General features: G+C 35.8%; 12 protein-coding genes. 8 read left to right on the top strand and 4 right to left on the bottom strand.

What is annotated here, in order from left to right:
- Positions 1 to 39 precede the first annotated feature (39 nt).
- Both araA and AC4BBX_RS03465 read left to right on the top strand, forming a co-directional pair.
- Positions 40 to 1,464 carry an L-arabinose isomerase gene (gene araA, locus AC4BBX_RS03470; protein WP_490455080.1) on the top strand — a complete coding sequence of 475 codons (1,425 nt, stop codon included), beginning with the start codon at positions 40 to 42 and terminating at the stop codon, positions 1,462 to 1,464.
- Positions 1,465 to 1,617: 153 nt separating this feature from the next.
- Positions 1,618 to 2,661: an aldose epimerase family protein gene (locus tag AC4BBX_RS03465; RefSeq protein ID WP_490455079.1), complete on the top strand. Its 1,044-nt coding sequence runs from the start codon at positions 1,618 to 1,620 to the stop codon at positions 2,659 to 2,661.
- A 169-nt stretch (positions 2,662 to 2,830) separates the two neighbouring features.
- On the opposite strand, the gene AC4BBX_RS03460 is transcribed toward AC4BBX_RS03465, so the two are convergent.
- The 4 genes from AC4BBX_RS03460 to AC4BBX_RS03445 form a co-directional block, all read right to left on the bottom strand.
- Positions 2,831 to 4,591, bottom strand: a complete 1,761-nt coding sequence (locus AC4BBX_RS03460) for a family 43 glycosylhydrolase (protein ID WP_490455078.1) — start codon at positions 4,589 to 4,591, stop codon at positions 2,831 to 2,833.
- A gap of 174 nt (positions 4,592 to 4,765) precedes the next feature.
- Complete coding sequence (locus tag AC4BBX_RS03455; protein ID WP_490455077.1) at positions 4,766 to 5,311, bottom strand: hypothetical protein; 546 nt, start codon at positions 5,309 to 5,311, stop codon at positions 4,766 to 4,768.
- 39 nt (positions 5,312 to 5,350) lie between these two features.
- Positions 5,351 to 5,536 carry an ArsR/SmtB family transcription factor gene (locus tag AC4BBX_RS03450; protein ID WP_490455076.1) on the bottom strand — a complete coding sequence of 62 codons (186 nt, stop codon included), beginning with the start codon at positions 5,534 to 5,536 and terminating at the stop codon, positions 5,351 to 5,353.
- Positions 5,537 to 6,011: 475 nt separating this feature from the next.
- Complete coding sequence (locus tag AC4BBX_RS03445; protein ID WP_490455075.1) at positions 6,012 to 6,905, bottom strand: ArsR/SmtB family transcription factor; 894 nt, start codon at positions 6,903 to 6,905, stop codon at positions 6,012 to 6,014.
- Between the two features lie 447 nt (positions 6,906 to 7,352).
- On the opposite strand from AC4BBX_RS03445, the gene AC4BBX_RS03440 reads away from it, so the two are divergent.
- The 6 genes from AC4BBX_RS03440 to AC4BBX_RS03415 all read left to right on the top strand — a co-directional run bounded on the left by AC4BBX_RS03440 (position 7,353) and on the right by AC4BBX_RS03415 (position 16,690).
- Positions 7,353 to 8,726: a glycoside hydrolase family 43 protein gene (locus AC4BBX_RS03440; RefSeq protein WP_490455074.1), complete on the top strand. Its 1,374-nt coding sequence runs from the start codon at positions 7,353 to 7,355 to the stop codon at positions 8,724 to 8,726.
- Between the two features lie 2 nt (positions 8,727 to 8,728).
- Positions 8,729 to 9,694, top strand: coding sequence for a glycoside hydrolase family 43 protein (locus tag AC4BBX_RS03435; RefSeq protein ID WP_490455073.1), 966 nt, complete (start codon positions 8,729 to 8,731; stop codon positions 9,692 to 9,694).
- Between the two features lie 559 nt (positions 9,695 to 10,253).
- On the top strand, positions 10,254 to 12,020 hold the full coding sequence (locus AC4BBX_RS03430; RefSeq protein ID WP_490455072.1) for a glycoside hydrolase family 2 protein: 1,767 nt from the start codon (positions 10,254 to 10,256) through the stop codon (positions 12,018 to 12,020).
- A gap of 61 nt (positions 12,021 to 12,081) precedes the next feature.
- The gene (locus tag AC4BBX_RS03425) at positions 12,082 to 14,922 is read left to right on the top strand and encodes an extracellular solute-binding protein (protein ID WP_490455071.1); all 2,841 of its coding nucleotides are present in this window, start codon (positions 12,082 to 12,084) and stop codon (positions 14,920 to 14,922) included.
- 4 nt (positions 14,923 to 14,926) lie between these two features.
- Entirely contained in the window at positions 14,927 to 15,805 is an 879-nt protein-coding gene (locus AC4BBX_RS03420; protein WP_490455070.1) for a carbohydrate ABC transporter permease, read from the top strand.
- A 15-nt stretch (positions 15,806 to 15,820) separates the two neighbouring features.
- Positions 15,821 to 16,690: a carbohydrate ABC transporter permease gene (locus tag AC4BBX_RS03415; RefSeq protein WP_490455069.1), complete on the top strand. Its 870-nt coding sequence runs from the start codon at positions 15,821 to 15,823 to the stop codon at positions 16,688 to 16,690.
- Positions 16,691 to 16,698: the final 8 nt, after the last annotated feature.

Genomic DNA, 16,698 nt, shown 5'->3' with positions numbered 1-16,698 from the left:
AAAATAAAAAATAATTAAAGAATTAAGGAGCGAATAGACATGTTAGAAATTGGACAAAAAGAATTTTGGCTAGTAGTAGGTTCACAACATTTATATGGAGAGGAAGCTTTATTAGAAGTTAAGAAAAACGCCCAAACAATTGCGGACGGTTTGAATAACAGTGGAAAATTACCTTATCCAGTAGTATTACAAGAATTAGCTGTTTCTGCAGATGCAATTACAAAAGTGATGAAAGAAATTAACTACCGCGATGAGGTAGCAGGTGTAATTACTTGGATGCATACATTCTCGCCAGCAAAAATGTGGATTCGTGGAACTAAATTATTACAAAAACCATTGTTACATTTAGCAACACAATTTAACGAAAGTATTCCTTGGTCAACAATTGACATGGATTTCATGAATCTAAACCAAGCAGCTCATGGTGACCGTGAATATGGATTTATCAATGCTCGTTTGAAAAAACAAAATAAAGTGGTTGTTGGCTATTGGGAAAATGAATCAGTTCAAACTCAAATTGGTCAATGGATGGATGTAGCTGTTGGTTATAACGAAAGTTTTAATATTAAAGTTGCTCGTTTTGGTGACAACATGCGTAATGTTGGTGTTACTGAAGGGGATAAAGTTGAAGCACAAATCCAATTTGGTTGGACAGTTGACTATTTTGGTATTGGTGATTTAGTTCAATACGTAGATGCAGTTACAGAAGAAGAAGTAGATGCATTGTTTGTTGAATACAAAGAATTATATGATTTTGATTATGGTGATTATGATCAAGCAACTTGGGAAGACCATGTTAAAGTTCAAGCGCGTCAAGAAATCGGAATTCGCCGTTTCTTAGAAGCTGGAAACTATACAGCGTTCACGTCTAACTTTGAAGATCTTTACGGTATGAAACAATTACCTGGACTTGCTGTTCAACGTTTAATGGCACAAGGATATGGATTTGCTGGTGAGGGTGACTGGAAAACTGCAGCAATTGATCGCTTGATGAAAATTATGTCACACAATCAAAATACTGGCTTCATGGAAGATTACACGTATGAATTAGCAGCTGGAAAAGAAGCAATTCTACAATCACACATGTTAGAAGTAGACCCTTCATTAGCTGCAAATAAACCAAAAGTTCTAGTTTCACCATTATCAATTGGTGATCGTGAAGATCCAGCTCGTCTGGTCTTTGATGGTAAAGCTGGTGCAGGTGTGGTTGTTTCTATGGCAGACTTCGGTACACACTACAAACTATTAATTAACGATGTAGATGCATTTGAACCTACTGAAGAAGCGCCGAATTTACCAGTTGCTCGTGTAATGTGGACACCAAAACCGGATTTCCATAAAGGGGTGAAATCTTGGATTGAAACAGGTGGCGGACACCATACTGTACTTTCATTGAACTTAACATCTGATCAAATTGAAACTTGGGCAAAATTAGTTGGCTTAGAAACAGTTTTGATTAAATAAGCGTATAAAAATTCTGGGTCGTTTTATTTCGATAAGGATTGTTTGGAGGAATCTAAAAATAGCTTGCTGTTTTTAGATTCCTTCGTTGCTTTGACTTTAAAAGATATCAGTGGTATCGCTAACAAAAATAAGAATTAGAGAGGAATTTGCTAGATGAAACAAGAAAAGTTCGGTGTAGCAAAAACAGGAGAAGAAGTATTTTTATACACTTTCGAAAATAAACAAGGAATGAAAATGACTGTCAGTAATATTGGGGCAACCTTAAGAAATCTTTGGGTGGCGGATAAAGATGGACAATTGCAAGATGTTGTCTTAGGCTTTGATACCCTAGAAGAGTATGAAGCAAATGATGACCTTTATTTAGGAGCTACAATTGGGCGTAATGCCAATCGAATTTACCAAGCAAGCTTTGAATTAAATGGTAAAGAATATCAATTGGCTCAAAACGATGGGATGAATAATCTTCATAGTGGAAAAGAAGGTTATCAATTAAGAGTCTGGGAAGTCAAAGCAATTGATGAAGCTCAAAATAGCATTACCTTTGGTTTGAATAGTCCTGATGGTGATCAAGGTTATCCGGGTGACTTAAGATTGGAAGTAACTTATCAATTAAATGAAGAGGGAATTTTAATTAAGTATGTGGGAACTTCTTGTGAAGATACTGTATTTAATCCAACGAACCATAGTTACTTTAACTTGAATGGTCATCAAAGTGGTACTATTTTAGCACATCATTTACAAATGGATGCCAGTCAATTTACACCAATGACCGATAGTCAATCGATTCCAACTGGTGAAATCCTTCCTGTGCAAGATACGCCAATGGATTTTACAACTGGTAAAACAATTGGACAAGATATCGAGGAAGACTATGAGCAGTTGGTTTTCGCTAAAGGCTATGACCACAATTTTATTTTAGATACAAAGTCAGAGGTATTCGCAACTTTGACAGGTGATCGAAGTGGAATTGTCATGAAGACAGCAACAGATTTACCGGGTGTTCAACTTTATACTGGAAACTTTATTGTTGAATCACAAGGGAAAGAAAGTTCAGTTTATAAATACCGTGGAGGAATGTGTTTGGAAACCCAATACTTCCCAAATGCCATCAATGAAGCGAATTTTGTCACTCCGTTGTTAGAAAAAAATAAAACGTTTGAAACTTGGACAACGTATACTTTTGAAACTATCGCATAGTTAAAAGACTTTAAAAAATCTTTTGAAAATGAATAACCACCCAGAAAGTCAGATGATTTATTCATCGGGCTTTTTGGGTGGTTTTAAGATAAAGTAAGTTTTCAAAAAGTGATGATTTTAACGCTTTAAAAAAACTTTAAATCGTACACGTACATAAAAGTGATGATTTTTATACTGATGTCTCAGTTTGTAGGTTTATTGTAACTTCCAACGATTGATTGCCTAAATTGCTGATGTCATCAGGTAAAACAACTTCCCCGCTAATCGTTTGTGTAGCAATGTTAGGATCAAACTCCTCGACATTCCAATTGATTTTTGCTTCGATAGACTCAATAAAACTTGTTTGAGATGTTCGAATCTTTACAGTTGCTGGAAGACACATAGTATCAATAGTGCTATCCTTTGCTACTAGTAGTATTTCTTCAATTGGAGAAATATCTATCAAATTATTGGCATTGACTGCTCCTGAAGGGATTGTTTGGTTAGTAACGGTTGGACCATGAACTTCTAAAAAGGTTTTGCCAGATTCATCGGTCGAAAAGCGAACACGGTCGATTGCAAATTTTCTTGGATTGGCATTTTCTAAGTCATAATGGACATGATAGGCTATGAAAATTTCTGTTCCGTCTGGTGAAAAAGTAATGCCATGATGTCCTGCACCATGTACAATATCGTTTGATTGCATGATAGGATTTTGTTTATATTTTGTATAAGGACCCAATGGATGAGTACTTGTCGCATAACCAACGCCGTACATCGGGCTAACAAAATGGGCGCCAGAATAGGTTAGGTAATAAATACCGTCTTTTTTCAACATATAAGGGCCTTCGTTTACCGGAGCAATATCTTTTTCCCACTCTTGCGAAGGAACGAGTAACTCTGTTAAAGTGTTTTGATCGATTGAACGCATATCATCATTTAATTTTGCGCCCCAGATTACATTCCCGGCAGTAAAACGAACGAAGTAAAAGTAATATTGTCCATCATCATCTTTAAAGACGTGCGCGTCAATTTCTTGAATATCTTCATGAAGCGGGCCAAATTCTTCTTGAATAAATGGGCCTAATGGAGATTCGCTGACAGCCATACAAATGTGCTCGTTTGCCGTATAATACATATAGAATTTCCCGTCTCGTTCAATAATATCAGGAGCCCAGAAACCTTCCGTCCCCCAATTATCTTCGCCAGCTTTCATTGCCATTCCTTGGTTAGTCCAATTTGTTAGATCTGTGGAAGTATAAACTTTGATTCCACCGACATTTCGATCTGTTGTGGTAGGGTACAAATAATAAGTTCCATTGTGAAGTAAAACATCAGGATCGGCAACTCCTGGTATGATTGGGTTTAGATAGGTGTCTCCAATGATTGGGTCAGTTTCAAACGCTTGGACAAAAAGTCTACTAAAAGCTGTTTCTGTCGAATGGCTAACTAGACCAATCGTGCCTGCTTTAAATTGCGAATCCAGCACATCGACGACAGGGAAGCTATCTGCATGTTTGTTGACAAAGCATTGGATATGGTCACCTGAAACATTAACAGTTAAAAGATAGCTTTTTTCATAAGCCAATGCCATTTTACGATTAGCAAGTTGATGCCAATCTGATTGCTGTTTCTCAAATTTTCCAAAGATGACTTGTTGCTGCGCGATATCTAAACCGAAATAATATCTAGCAAAATCTGCATTCTCTTGAACTCTAAGTAACATCCCTGCCTCACCCAAAGCGGAAGTCTGATTGGTTGAAGGAGTGAGAACTTGGACCTCGACAGAAAAGCTAAAATCAGTAAAGTGACTGTTTGAAAGAATGGCTTGATGGGTCTTATTATTTGAAAAAACTACTTGTTTGTTCTTCAACGTATAGTTTTGCTCAGCTGGATCAGTAAATGTCCAATCATCTACTTGATTGAAGATTGTTTGATAATAAATTGACATTTTGTATGACTCCTTTTCGATTTCTAAAGATAATTACCTGTCTAAATAATACGTGTTAATCGAAATGTTTTGATTATGATTGCCGAAACCTTTACCAAAAAGGGTTAGACCACCTTTGTTATTTGCGTTAGCAGCCACTTCTAATTTCAATTTGATAAAAGGCGATTCGTGCAATTAAAGGTCATCAATGGTCACGTCTGAATAAGTCTCTCCATCGATCCCAGTATCTAATTTGTTGATGCGCAAATGTTTTAGTAAACCATACTGACTAAAACGATCATTCCACCAATCTGGTGTATAAATCCCTCTAGTGTCTGAAAAATTTCCAGGGACTGTATAAGTTGCAACATTAATATCATTAACATAGATCGAGATATCACTCGGCCACACGTTATTTGATAATGGAAATTCTGAAGCGATTTCAAAACTGATTTCTAAAAGTTCTGCACTTTGATCTTCTTGAATTAAATTAGGGATTTTGTATTCTACAAAACCTTCGCTAAACCAAAGTAAAGCAGCATCCACGCGCTCTGAGTCTAAGAAGTATTTCGGATCATCAGATTTACCTACGATATTTTTTTCTGTCGCAAGGCCGCAAGTTGGACGGACTGAAAAGTCAGTAAAGTGCCCAATCTTTAAATCAGTAGAATGGAGCTTGAATTCGGGATAAATTTTCTTTGGAAACAAAATATGGATATCATCAATTATTAAAAACACCATTTTTTTGTTGCGGTTTTTGCCAACACCTCGCTCAGAAGCTTAGAGACCAGCATTTTCCATTTGTTGTACATGCCGAGTTGTTATGGCTTTACTAATTTGTAAATAGTCAGCAATTTCACTAATGCTTTTTTTCTGATTGCTAAGAAAATAAATAATTTTTAATCTTGTTTCACTTGAAAGTGCTTGAAAGATTAAAAGAGATCTATTGGATAAATCGAGTTCCATGGATCAATACTCCTTTAACTTTTTAGTTAAAAATAAATTTGTGGTCTATTATACAGTAAAGGTAAATTAACTGTAAAGTTTTTTTGTATTTGTTGTTTTAATCGTATTGACAATGTTTCCTAAATAAGGCGACTTCTTCATGTAAGAATTAAATAGGATAATCCGTTTAATAGTTAACTCGTCTTTTGCTTTTTTTGTTAACTTATTGGTAAATTAATCTGGATAGGACTGTATTTTCGCTGATTTAGTTGAATGAAAGATGGAATCGACTTTGATGTTTCTGCATCAAAAGGTTTATGTGGATATTTTTATTCACAGTTGATGTTGAACAAGAAATTAATGGTTTGTTGACATATAACCGTGAACCAAAATGTAATTTAAGTAAGATTAGAGAAATTAATGATCAATTCCATGTGATTAGTGTAGTTTAGAATCAAAAAAGCCGGTCAATCGATTCTGATTGACCAGCTTTCTTTTAGCTATAAAAAAGTTTGACCTTAATATCTTGAGCATAATTTCCAAAATTTTTTCCAAATAAAGTGCAACCACCTATATGTTCAGCATCTTCTTTGACTTGGATTTTAAGTTTCCATAAATCATTTTCAAGGTCCTTTAAATCATCAATGGTTACGTCTGATAATGGTTCACCATCCATGTAAGTGCCATGATGCATGATACGGATTGTTTTTAATAAACCGTATTGATTTTGATTGTCTGGATACCAAGCAGGTGTGAATTTCCCACGGATATCAGCGAAGTCCCCAGGGCTGGTCCAAGTTCCAACTTCTTTATCATTGATTGAGAAAGTAATATCAGATAACCAGTTATTGTTCGCAAACGGAAATTCAGAAGAAATTTCCATCGAAATTTCCATCATTTCGAGTGATTCATTTTCGTTCAAAAGATTGGGTGTTTGATATTCGAGAAATCCTTTTGTGAACCAAAGCAATTGAGCATCCATACGTTCTGCGTCCATGAAGTATTTAGGTTCATCGACTAATCCGATAAAATTATTGGCTGTAGCTAATCCGCAAGTAGGGGCGACCGAGAAATTTGTGTAGTGACCGACAGGAATAGAACTTTCTTTTGTATCGAAGGCATTAAATATTTTTTCAGGGAAATTAATTTCAATTTTGTCTACTCGAAGACTTGAAATTTTTTGCTGGCCGACTTTTTCGGTTTTAATAATATTTGCCTTTTCTAGTTTTGAAACATGCATGGTCGTAATAGCGCTACTAAGACCTAATGCAGTAGCAATTTCTTTGATGTTCATTTTATTCTTAGAAAGTAACTGAATAATCTTAATTCTCACTGAACTTGCCAATGCTTCATACGCAGGTAACGATTCGTCGTTGATTTGTAACTGCATGCAAACACCTCTTCGTATAATCATTTATAAAAAGTTTAACACATTTATTATGTAGTGGCTATATAATCTTAATTCTCACTGAACTTGCCAATGCTTCATACGCAGGTAACGATTCGTCATTGATGTGTAACTGCATGCAAACACCTCTTCGTATAATCATTTATAAAAAGTTTAACACATTTATTATGTAGTGGCTATATTTATTTTAATTCTATCAACATATTAATAAAAATATTTATTGTATATTAATTTTACGAAAAGAGTTAATTAATATATTGTTGACAACGCTTTCTGTTTAGGATAATATTCATACGAGGGTTAAAACAAAAGCGAAAAATTTAAATAGGATGAAAGGAAGTGTTTCTGATTTTATTGAAAAAAATTTTCCCGACAGTCTGTCTATGCTCCTTGTTTTTGACGGCGTGCGCAACGGAGGAAAAGGAGGCGATGCCAATGATTGAACAACCTACTTTTTCTGCTGTATCTGTTCATGATCCATCGATTACGAAAGCGGACGATACTTTTTATGTAATTGGTTCCCATTTAGCTGCAGCGAAGACAGATGACTTGATGCAATGGGAGCAAGTTTCTGATAGTGTTCGATTTAATACACTTTTTGAAGATGTTTATGAGGAATTTAAAGAAGAGTTTGAATATGCTCAAACGGATACTTTCTGGGCAGGAGACATACAACAACTAAAAGATGGTCGTTATTACATGTACTATTGCCTTTGCCGTGGTGATTCCCCACTTTCCGTATTAGGTGTTGCTGTAGCCGATAATGTTGAAGGTCCATATAAAAAGGTTGAAAGTTTCTTATATTCAGGAACTTCTCCTCAATTCGGAAAAACATATGATGCAACGAGACATCCAAATGCTATAGATCCTCATGTTTTTTATGATAATGACGATCAATTATGGATGGTTTATGGTTCCTATTCTGGTGGAATTTTTATTCTTGAAATGGATGATACAACTGGATTGCCAAAAGACCGTACGACTTATGGGACTAAATTATTAGGGGGGAACCATAGTCGAATTGAAGCGCCATATATCATCTACAATCCGGATACGGAATATTATTATCTATTTGTCACTTTTGGTGGATTAGACGCATCGGGTGGGTATAATATGCGCGTCGCTCGATCGAAAACGCCAAATGGTCCTTATGAAGATATGTTAGGTCAAGAGATGATTGAGGCAAAAGGTAAAGCGAACACATTCTTCGATGATGTAGCGATTCAACCTTATGGTAACAAATTGTTGGGGAATTTCTACTTTGAACCAAATGATGGATTAACACACGCAGGTTATGTGTCGGCGGGGCATAATTCGGTATATCATGATTCAGAGACCGATCAGTATTTTAATATTTTCCATACCCGTTTCCCTAACTGGGGTGAAAGACATCAGGTGAAAGTGAGTCAACTGTACTTCACCGAGGATGGTTGGCCTGTCCAAAGTGCATTAAGCTACGCAGGTGAAGAGCTCGATGTTTACACGGTCGGTCAGATTTTCGGAGAGTATTCAATGATTCAAACAAGTAAAGAAATTAGTGCAGAATTAACTGAGCCAGAACCAGTTCATTTAACCAAAAAAGGAAAAATTGAAGGAGAAGTAAGTGGCGAATGGGCGGTTGCCGAAAATCTAACCACTGATTCTGTTGTAACTATTGGGGATGTTACCTATCGAGGGAAATTTATTTACATGTGGGATGATCGCCAGCAAACAGGTGTCATGTCATTCACGGGTGTATCGGACGAAGGTATCCCATTATTTTTAGTTGAAAATAAAGCAAATGAAGAAAACGAGGAGAAATGAAAATGAAAAAACAAACTGTTTATAACAATCCGATTGTCTTGGAGCGTGCCGATCCATGGGTATACCGTCATACAGATGGATACTACTATTTTACAGGTTCTGTTCCAGGTTACCAATCAATTGAATTACGACGAGCAAAGGAATTAAATGGCTTAGAAGAAGGAGATATTGTCAGTGTATGGCAAGCACCAACGGAAGGTTTGATGAGCTGTCTGATTTGGGCGCCCGAGGTTCACTTTATAAACGGGAAATGGTATATCTATTTTGCAGCAAGTAACGATGTTGGTGAACGTAACGCCAAAAATCATCATCGTATGTTTGTCATCGAAAATAGCAATGAAAATCCAATGAATACTGATTGGGTTGAAAAAGGTCAAGTGGTTACTCAATTCGACAGCTTTAGTTTGGATGCAACAATTTTACAACACAAAGGTGAATTGTACTACATTTGGGCGCAACAAGATCCTAGAATCCCAGGAAATTCAAACTTATATATCTCACTAATGGAAAATCCTTGGACATTAAAAGGGAAACAAACAATTTTAACTATTCCAGAATACGACTGGGAAAAAATTGGCTTTAAAGTGAATGAAGGACCAGCTGCGATCGTTAGAAATGGTAAAGTGTTTATCAGTTACTCAGGTAGTGCGACCGATGAGAACTATGCAATGGGCTTGTTGTGGGCAGATGAAGATGCAGATTTATTAGATGGTTTTTCTTGGAGTAAGAGTGAGAAACCGGTGTTTGTTTCTTCTGAGGAGAATAGTTTGTATGGTCCAGGTCATAATTCATTTACCAGAAATGAAGAGGACACAGAAGATGTGTTAATCTTCCATGCTCGTCCAGAAAAGAATAAAGAAGGTGATCCGTTAGATAATCCAAATCGTCATGCGAATGCTCAGATTTTTAGCTGGACCGCAGATGGTTTTCCAAATTTTGGTGAACCAGGGCAAGCGGTAGAAGGGTAAATAAATAGCGATTGGCGCTTGATTAAGCGCCAATCGTTTAATTAAAAATTGAACCACTAATATTATTAATAAGAATATTTATATATTTCAGGGATATGAAAGGAAAAAACGGTTTTTGATTAACAAAAACGTTGTTATATCGATATTGTTCAATAGTTAGTTAACTTAAATGTTGTTGACAGCGTTTTATTTTCGGTGTATTATTTACTCAAATGGTGATGTATATTTTATTACTGATTTAGTAAGGGATGTTCTAGGTGACTAACGCAACTCACCAAGTAAAATTAATCTCATAGAATGATAGGGTTAACCAATGAGTTAAAGATAATTTCAAATGAATAAATAAAAATTGTGAATTATTAACTATAAAGTTGTTTTTAATATCAGAATTTCATTTGAAATTGACAGCCCTTTCAACGGGTGATAAATTAGGATATAGAAGATATTTGAAGTTGAATTTCGTGATTTTCGAATCAACAAATAGTTTATCTTTAACTGAAAAGTGAATCCTAAAAAACAAACGCTTTAACTCGTTAGTTAAAGCGATGGAGGTATAAACATGTCAACAAACTTAGATAAAACTAGAAGAGTCCACCCAAGACCGCAATTTATCAGAGACAATTGGTTATCACTAGATGGTGATTGGCAGTTTTATTTTGATGATCAAGATCAGGGGATTAGTGAAGGTTGGTATAAAGGTCTACCTCAACATCAAATTATACGAGTGCCATTTACCTATGAAACGAAATTAAGCGGGATTGAAGATGAAAAACATCACCCGGTTGTATGGTATCAAAAGGAATTTACCGTTGAAAAACAAGCACCGGCTTCAGTTATTTTTGAAGGTGTAGATTACGACTGTCAAGTCTGGTTAAATGATGAGTTGATTGGCTCCCACAAAGGTGGTTATTCAAGATTTGAACTGAAACTTTCGAATTTAAAACTTGGGAATAATCAACTAGTCCTTCGAGTGACTGATTCCATGGATTGTGAACAACCACGAGGGAAGCAACGATGGAAAAAAGATAACTTTGGTTGCTGGTATGTGCAAACAACAGGAATCTGGAAGTCAGTTTGGCTTCAATACTATAAATCAGAATTTTCATTAAAAGACGTTAAAATTACACCTGATACAGATCGACATAAAGCAATTTTCGAACCAATTTTCTCATCTAAAATAAAAGAAGGTATCTTAGAAATCGAATTATCAATCGACGGACAAATGATTAACCACTATAAAGGTAGTTTCTTCCATCAAATGACACCAATCGAATTGGATACAAGAGTTCAAGACGATTCAAGTTGGGGTACACGAGAATGGCACCCAAATCATCCAAACTTATACGATGTAAAATTTAAACTATTCGATTTAGATGGAAAACTACTAGATGAAACGATTAGTTATTTTGGAATGAGAAAAATTGCGATCGAAAACGGACAAATATTATTAAACAATCGCCTGTTATACCAACGCTTGATTTTAGATCAAGGGTATTGGGCAGAATCTGGTATTACACCACCTTCTGTTGCAGCGATGGAGTTAGATATCGATCGAGTGAAAGAACTTGGTTACAATGGTCTACGGAAACATCAAAAAATTGAAGACGAACGATTCTTATACCTATGTGATAAAAAAGGAATGTTGGTTTGGTCGGAAATGCCAAGCACTTTTGTTTTTAACGATATTGCAGTTAAAAACTTCACGGATGAATGGCAAGAAATTGTTTCTCAATATTATAATCACCCATCGATTATTACCTGGGTTCCATTTAATGAATCATGGGGAATTAGCGATGTGCAACACAATAAAAAACAACAACGCTTTACTGAAAGTATCTATTATTTGACTAAATCAATCGATGAGATGCGACCGGTCATTACGAATGATGGTTGGGAACATACTATTTCGGATATCATTACTTTGCATGATTACGAAGAGCTTGGTCATATCTTAGCCGAACGTTACCAAGTGAAAGACCGACTAGTAACAGAAAAACAACTATTCAACCGTGACCACTACATCATGGCAGATGGTTATGAATATCGGAATCAACCGATATTGATATCTGAATTTGGCGGCATTGCTTTTTCAACATCGAATAAAGAGCAATGGGGTTATGGTCGTATGGTTGAGGATGAAGATCAGTTCCTAAAACGCTTTGAGACAATCCATGAGGCCATTCAAAAAGCGCCTTACATTACTGGTTTTTGTTACACTCAATTAACGGATGTAGAGCAAGAAGTTAATGGATTACTTGATCCAAGTAGAGAATTCAAAGTTGATAAGGAGACAATTCGTGAAATCAATCAACGAAGATTATTCTAGTTTTTAATCTGTAAGTTGGCTTTTATAAAATAGTTCTGAATGAAAGGGAGGCGCTTGAGCGGTGGTACAAAATCAATGGAAAAATTTTCTGAAGTTTATGGCTTTGGGTATGCTAGTCTCAGTCTCATATTCACCAAGCGACATTTCAGCAGTTGAAAATGAAGTGCAAAATGATGATAATTATTATTCATTTTTAGAAGAAAATGAGAATGTTAAATATTTTGAAGGGAATGCAGAGGTTCTAAGTCAAGACCTTGAAATCGTGAATCAACAGAGTAGTGAATTAACAATCAATGCGCCTGAAACAGGCTTGTATTACTTAACTGTTGATTACACATTGAAATCTAGTAGTGTACTACCAACTCAAATTTCAATGAGCGTCAATCACGAAGTTCCTTATCAAGAGTTAGCGAATCTTCAATTTAAAGATAGCTGGCAATTAGGAAAAGAAATTGAAATTGATCGATATGGAAACGAAATATCACCAAAAGCAACAGCGATGAACGAAAGACAATCTATTGTTGTTCGTGATTCAAGTTTGAATGTCGAAGAACCTTTAGCTATTTTATTGAAATCTGGAGAAAATACACTGACATTTACTAGTGTCGAGGGTGATTTAACGATTCATAAGTTGGTTTTACAAGGGAAATCAGAAATTGATTTATTCCAATTAGAAGCTGACCCAACAGATGAAGTTGTTGGAAATGAAAGAATCTTAATCGAAGCGGAAGGTGTAGATAAACAAAATAGTTCATCTATCCATCCAACAGCAGCATTTGATGATAATTTAACACCGTACAATTCAACTAATAGAGTGTTGAATTTTTTGGACGGATTATCTTTCTCAAGTGCGGGCGATAAAATTTATTATGATGTTGAAGTTCCAACAAGTGGCTATTATTACTTTACGATGAATTATCGCCAAGATGCAAAAATAAACTTCCCGGTATTCGTTAACATTGCAATTGATGGAAAAATACCTTCTGAAAGTTTACTTGCTCAACCAATTCCTTATGGAAACTCATTTAAAGCGTATACAATTGAAAACCAAACAACTGGGGATGCTTTACCAATCTATTTAGAAGCAGGAAAACATGAACTAAGTTTGGAGATTACGGCAAGCCCCACAGGTGAAATTCTTGATCGCGTAGCTTCAATGATTAAAGAAATGCAAGCTCTTTCATTGCAAGTGGATAACTTACTAGGAAGCAATACAGATAGAAATCGTGATATTAATTTAGAAACATATCTTCCAGGAACGAACGATCAATTAAAAGCTTGGATTGAAGAATTAGCAGAATTTGAGTTAGCAGTTCAAGAAATTGCGAATGATAAGAAAACGCCAGGTACATTTTCACAATTAATGTTAGCTAAAAGTCAATTAGAATCACTAGTGAAAGAACCTCGTAGATTAGCAAACCGTATGAACGAATTATCAAAAGATGCGGGTTCTATTGCAGCGACATTAGCTGGCTTGCTCCAAGAAGCAAACAATCACGGACTTTCAATTGATCAATTGATTTTCCACCAATCAAGTGAATCAGAAGTTCAAAAAGTAGGATTCTTCAACAAAATTGGGAACTCTGTAAAACGCTTTATAAATTCTTTCGGTCAACAAGATTATACAGTTAATACTGATTCAGAAAACCTACAAGTATGGGTCAACCGTCCACGTCAATATGTTGAATTGATGCAACAAATGGTCGACCAAGAATTCACAGCGAAAACTGGAATTAAAGTAGACCTATCCTTGATGCCAGATGCAAACAAATTGATTTTGGCTAATGCATCAGGAACTGCTCCTGATGTTGCCCTAGGAATTAACTATGCAATGCCATTTGATATGGCGATTCGTGATGCGCTAGTTGATTTATCTCAGTTTGATGGTTTTGAGGAGTTGATGAGTCATTATCCTAGCAATTTATTAAAACCGGCAATGATTGGTTCACAAGTTTACGCAGTTCCTGAGACAATGAATTTTTATGTGCTATTTTATCGTAGCGATATTTTACAATCATTAGGCTTGGAAGTTCCAGATACAATGCAAGACTTGATTGAGATGCTACCAGCTTTAAATCAACGTGGGATGAGTGCTTTTTATCCATCAGCAACTTTGGGGACATCATTTAAAATCTTCCCATGGACAATGCCAGTGGTTTACCAAAATGGCGGCTCATTCTTTACCGATGATATCACTAAAACAGGTTTGAACTCAGATGTGACAATCGATGGTATGCGTGAATTAACCGATTTATTTACTATTTATAATATGCCAAAAGACGTACCAAGTTTCTACCAACAATTCCGTGATGGATCAATCCCAATTGGAATTGCAGATTATGGTAACTATAACTTACTTCTAAATGCCGCACCTGAAATTGCGAATGTTTGGGACCTTGCTTTGATGCCTGGTTACGAAGATAGTCAAGGAGTCGTTCAAAGATGGTCTTCAGGTGGTGCTGAGAGCGTGGTTATGTTTGAAAGCTCTGAAGCAAAAGATGAATCATGGGAATTTATGCAATGGTGGTTATCGGATTCCATCCAACAAGAATTTGGAACTAACTTACAAATGGCATTCGGTAGTGAATACATGTGGAATACTGCAAATTTAACTGCTTTCCAAGAATTACCTTGGCCATCAGTTGATAAGAATGTTATTTTAGCTCAATCTGAATGGATTGAAGAAGTTCCTCGTGTCCTAGGTGGATATATGGTGGAACGTGAAGTAAGTAATGTGTACAATTCAGTAGTTGTCGATGGTAGAACATTAAGAAAATCAATCGACTTATCTGCTAAACGTATCAATCGTGAAACAATGAGAAAATTAGAAGAATTTGGCTTCTATTTAGATGGTGAACGAGTGACGCCATATCCAATGCCAGAAGAAAGCGAGGGAAAGTAATAAAATGAAAAACTCTAAAAAGACTCCATATTTGTTCCTACTCCCTTACGCATTTGTCTTCTTAACTTTCATTATTGTTCCGGTATCAATTGCGATTGGGCTGTCATTTACTAACTTTAATACTATTCAAGCACCAAGTTTTGTCGGTTTCTTGAATTATATTAACTTACTCACACAAGATGAAATATTTATGCAGTATGTTTTACCAAATACAATTATCTTCGCGGTGATTGTTGGGCCAGGGGGATATATTTTAGGTTTCCTCCTTGCCTGGGTATTAGCTCAACTACCAAAAGTTCCTCGAACAATTTTGGCTTTGATTTTCTATTCTCCTTCGATGACTTCAGGGGTTGCAATGACCGTAGTTTGGAGAATTTTGTTTAGTGGTAACTCTTCCGGGTATATCAATAGTATCTTGATGCGACTTGGAATTATTAATAATCCAATTATTTGGACGACAGATTCCAAATTTATTTTACCTATTATGATCCTGATTGGATTATGGGGAAGTATGGGGGTAGGGTTCTTAGCGATGATGGCGGGTGTGTTAAACGGTGACGAAGAAATTTACGAAGCCGCTGCACTTGACGGCGTGTCCAATCGTTTTCAAGAATTGATTTACATCACTATACCTTCAATGAAACCTCAAATGTTATTTGGTGCAGTTATGGCGATTGTTGGAGCATTCTCCAATGGTTTAATTGGAACACAATTAACTGGAGCAAATCCGGTTACAGGTTCTTATTCTGGTCAATTAATTGTTAACCACATTGACGATTACGGCTTTATTAGATATGAGATGGGTTATGCAGCTGCTGTTTCAGTCGTATTATTGCTAATGATCTACGTATTCTCATATTTTGCTAAAAAATTATTTGCTTAGAAAGGAGTTTTCTAGATGTCTGTAAGAAGAAGTGGGATAAATCCTAAAGGCTTTGAAAAAGGTCAAATTAAATTTTACATCATTTTAGCTCCTTTTGTAGCTTTTATGTTGTTACCAATTATCTTTATTTTTAACCATGCATTTAAACCAATGCAGGAATTGTTTGCGTTTCCACCACGGTTCTTCGTACAACAACCGAGCTTTGAAAACTTTAATAACTTATTTAAAGCCACAGAATTATCCAATATTCCATTGAGTCGTTATATTTTTAACTCAGTGGTTGTTACACTGATTGTAGTATTTGTGTCAGTACTTATCTCTGCGTTAGCAGCATATGCACTGTCAAAATTAAGCTTTAAATTTAAGTCACTTGGAATGGAAATCAATAACTTGGCGCTAATGTTTGTGCCTACTGCTGTAATGATTCCTCGCTATTTAGTTATTACCTTCGCTGGAATGGAAGATAATTATTGGGGGCATATTTTACCTTTAGTAGCGATGCCAGTTGGCTTGTTTTTAATTAAGCAGTTTATTGATCAAATTCCAAATTCATTGATTGAAGCGGCGATTGTCGATGGAGCAGATCATTTTACAATTTTTAGAAAAATTATCCTTCCTTTAACAAAACCAGCGATTGCGACAGCTGCATTATTGGTTTTCCAAGGAGTATGGAATAATATCGAAACATCACAACTATATATGACGAGTGACTCTTTAAGAACGTTGGCGTTTTATCTAAATACCTTTGCATCACAAACAAATAATGTGGTAGGACAAGGGATTGCAGCCGCAGCGTCATTAATTATGTTTTTACCAAACTTAATTCTATTTATTATTTTACAAAGTAATGTAATGAATACTATGTCACATTCAGGACTAAAATAGGGGGGAGA

This window comes from Enterococcus sp. AMC1157 (assembly GCF_058216555.1).
The sequence above is the reverse complement of the archived record's forward strand: the minus strand, read 5'-3'. Positions and strand labels throughout refer to the sequence as shown.

What these genes read in the sequence shown, in the direction of transcription:
- AC4BBX_RS03440 (WP_490455074.1), top strand. Translation starts at nt 7,353, where the DNA reads ATGCCAATGATTGAACAACCTACTTTTTCTGCTGTATCTGTTCATGAT.
- araA (WP_490455080.1), top strand. Translation starts at nt 40, where the DNA reads ATGTTAGAAATTGGACAAAAAGAATTTTGGCTAGTAGTAGGTTCACAA.
- AC4BBX_RS03420 (WP_490455070.1), top strand. Translation starts at nt 14,927, where the DNA reads ATGAAAAACTCTAAAAAGACTCCATATTTGTTCCTACTCCCTTACGCA.
- AC4BBX_RS03450 (WP_490455076.1), bottom strand. Translation starts at nt 5,536, where the DNA reads ATGGAACTCGATTTATCCAATAGATCTCTTTTAATCTTTCAAGCACTT.
- AC4BBX_RS03455 (WP_490455077.1), bottom strand. Translation starts at nt 5,311, where the DNA reads ATGGTGTTTTTAATAATTGATGATATCCATATTTTGTTTCCAAAGAAA.
- AC4BBX_RS03460 (WP_490455078.1), bottom strand. Translation starts at nt 4,591, where the DNA reads ATGTCAATTTATTATCAAACAATCTTCAATCAAGTAGATGATTGGACA.
- AC4BBX_RS03415 (WP_490455069.1), top strand. Translation starts at nt 15,821, where the DNA reads ATGTCTGTAAGAAGAAGTGGGATAAATCCTAAAGGCTTTGAAAAAGGT.
- AC4BBX_RS03435 (WP_490455073.1), top strand. Translation starts at nt 8,729, where the DNA reads ATGAAAAAACAAACTGTTTATAACAATCCGATTGTCTTGGAGCGTGCC.
- AC4BBX_RS03445 (WP_490455075.1), bottom strand. Translation starts at nt 6,905, where the DNA reads ATGCAGTTACAAATCAACGACGAATCGTTACCTGCGTATGAAGCATTG.
- AC4BBX_RS03465 (WP_490455079.1), top strand. Translation starts at nt 1,618, where the DNA reads ATGAAACAAGAAAAGTTCGGTGTAGCAAAAACAGGAGAAGAAGTATTT.
- AC4BBX_RS03430 (WP_490455072.1), top strand. Translation starts at nt 10,254, where the DNA reads ATGTCAACAAACTTAGATAAAACTAGAAGAGTCCACCCAAGACCGCAA.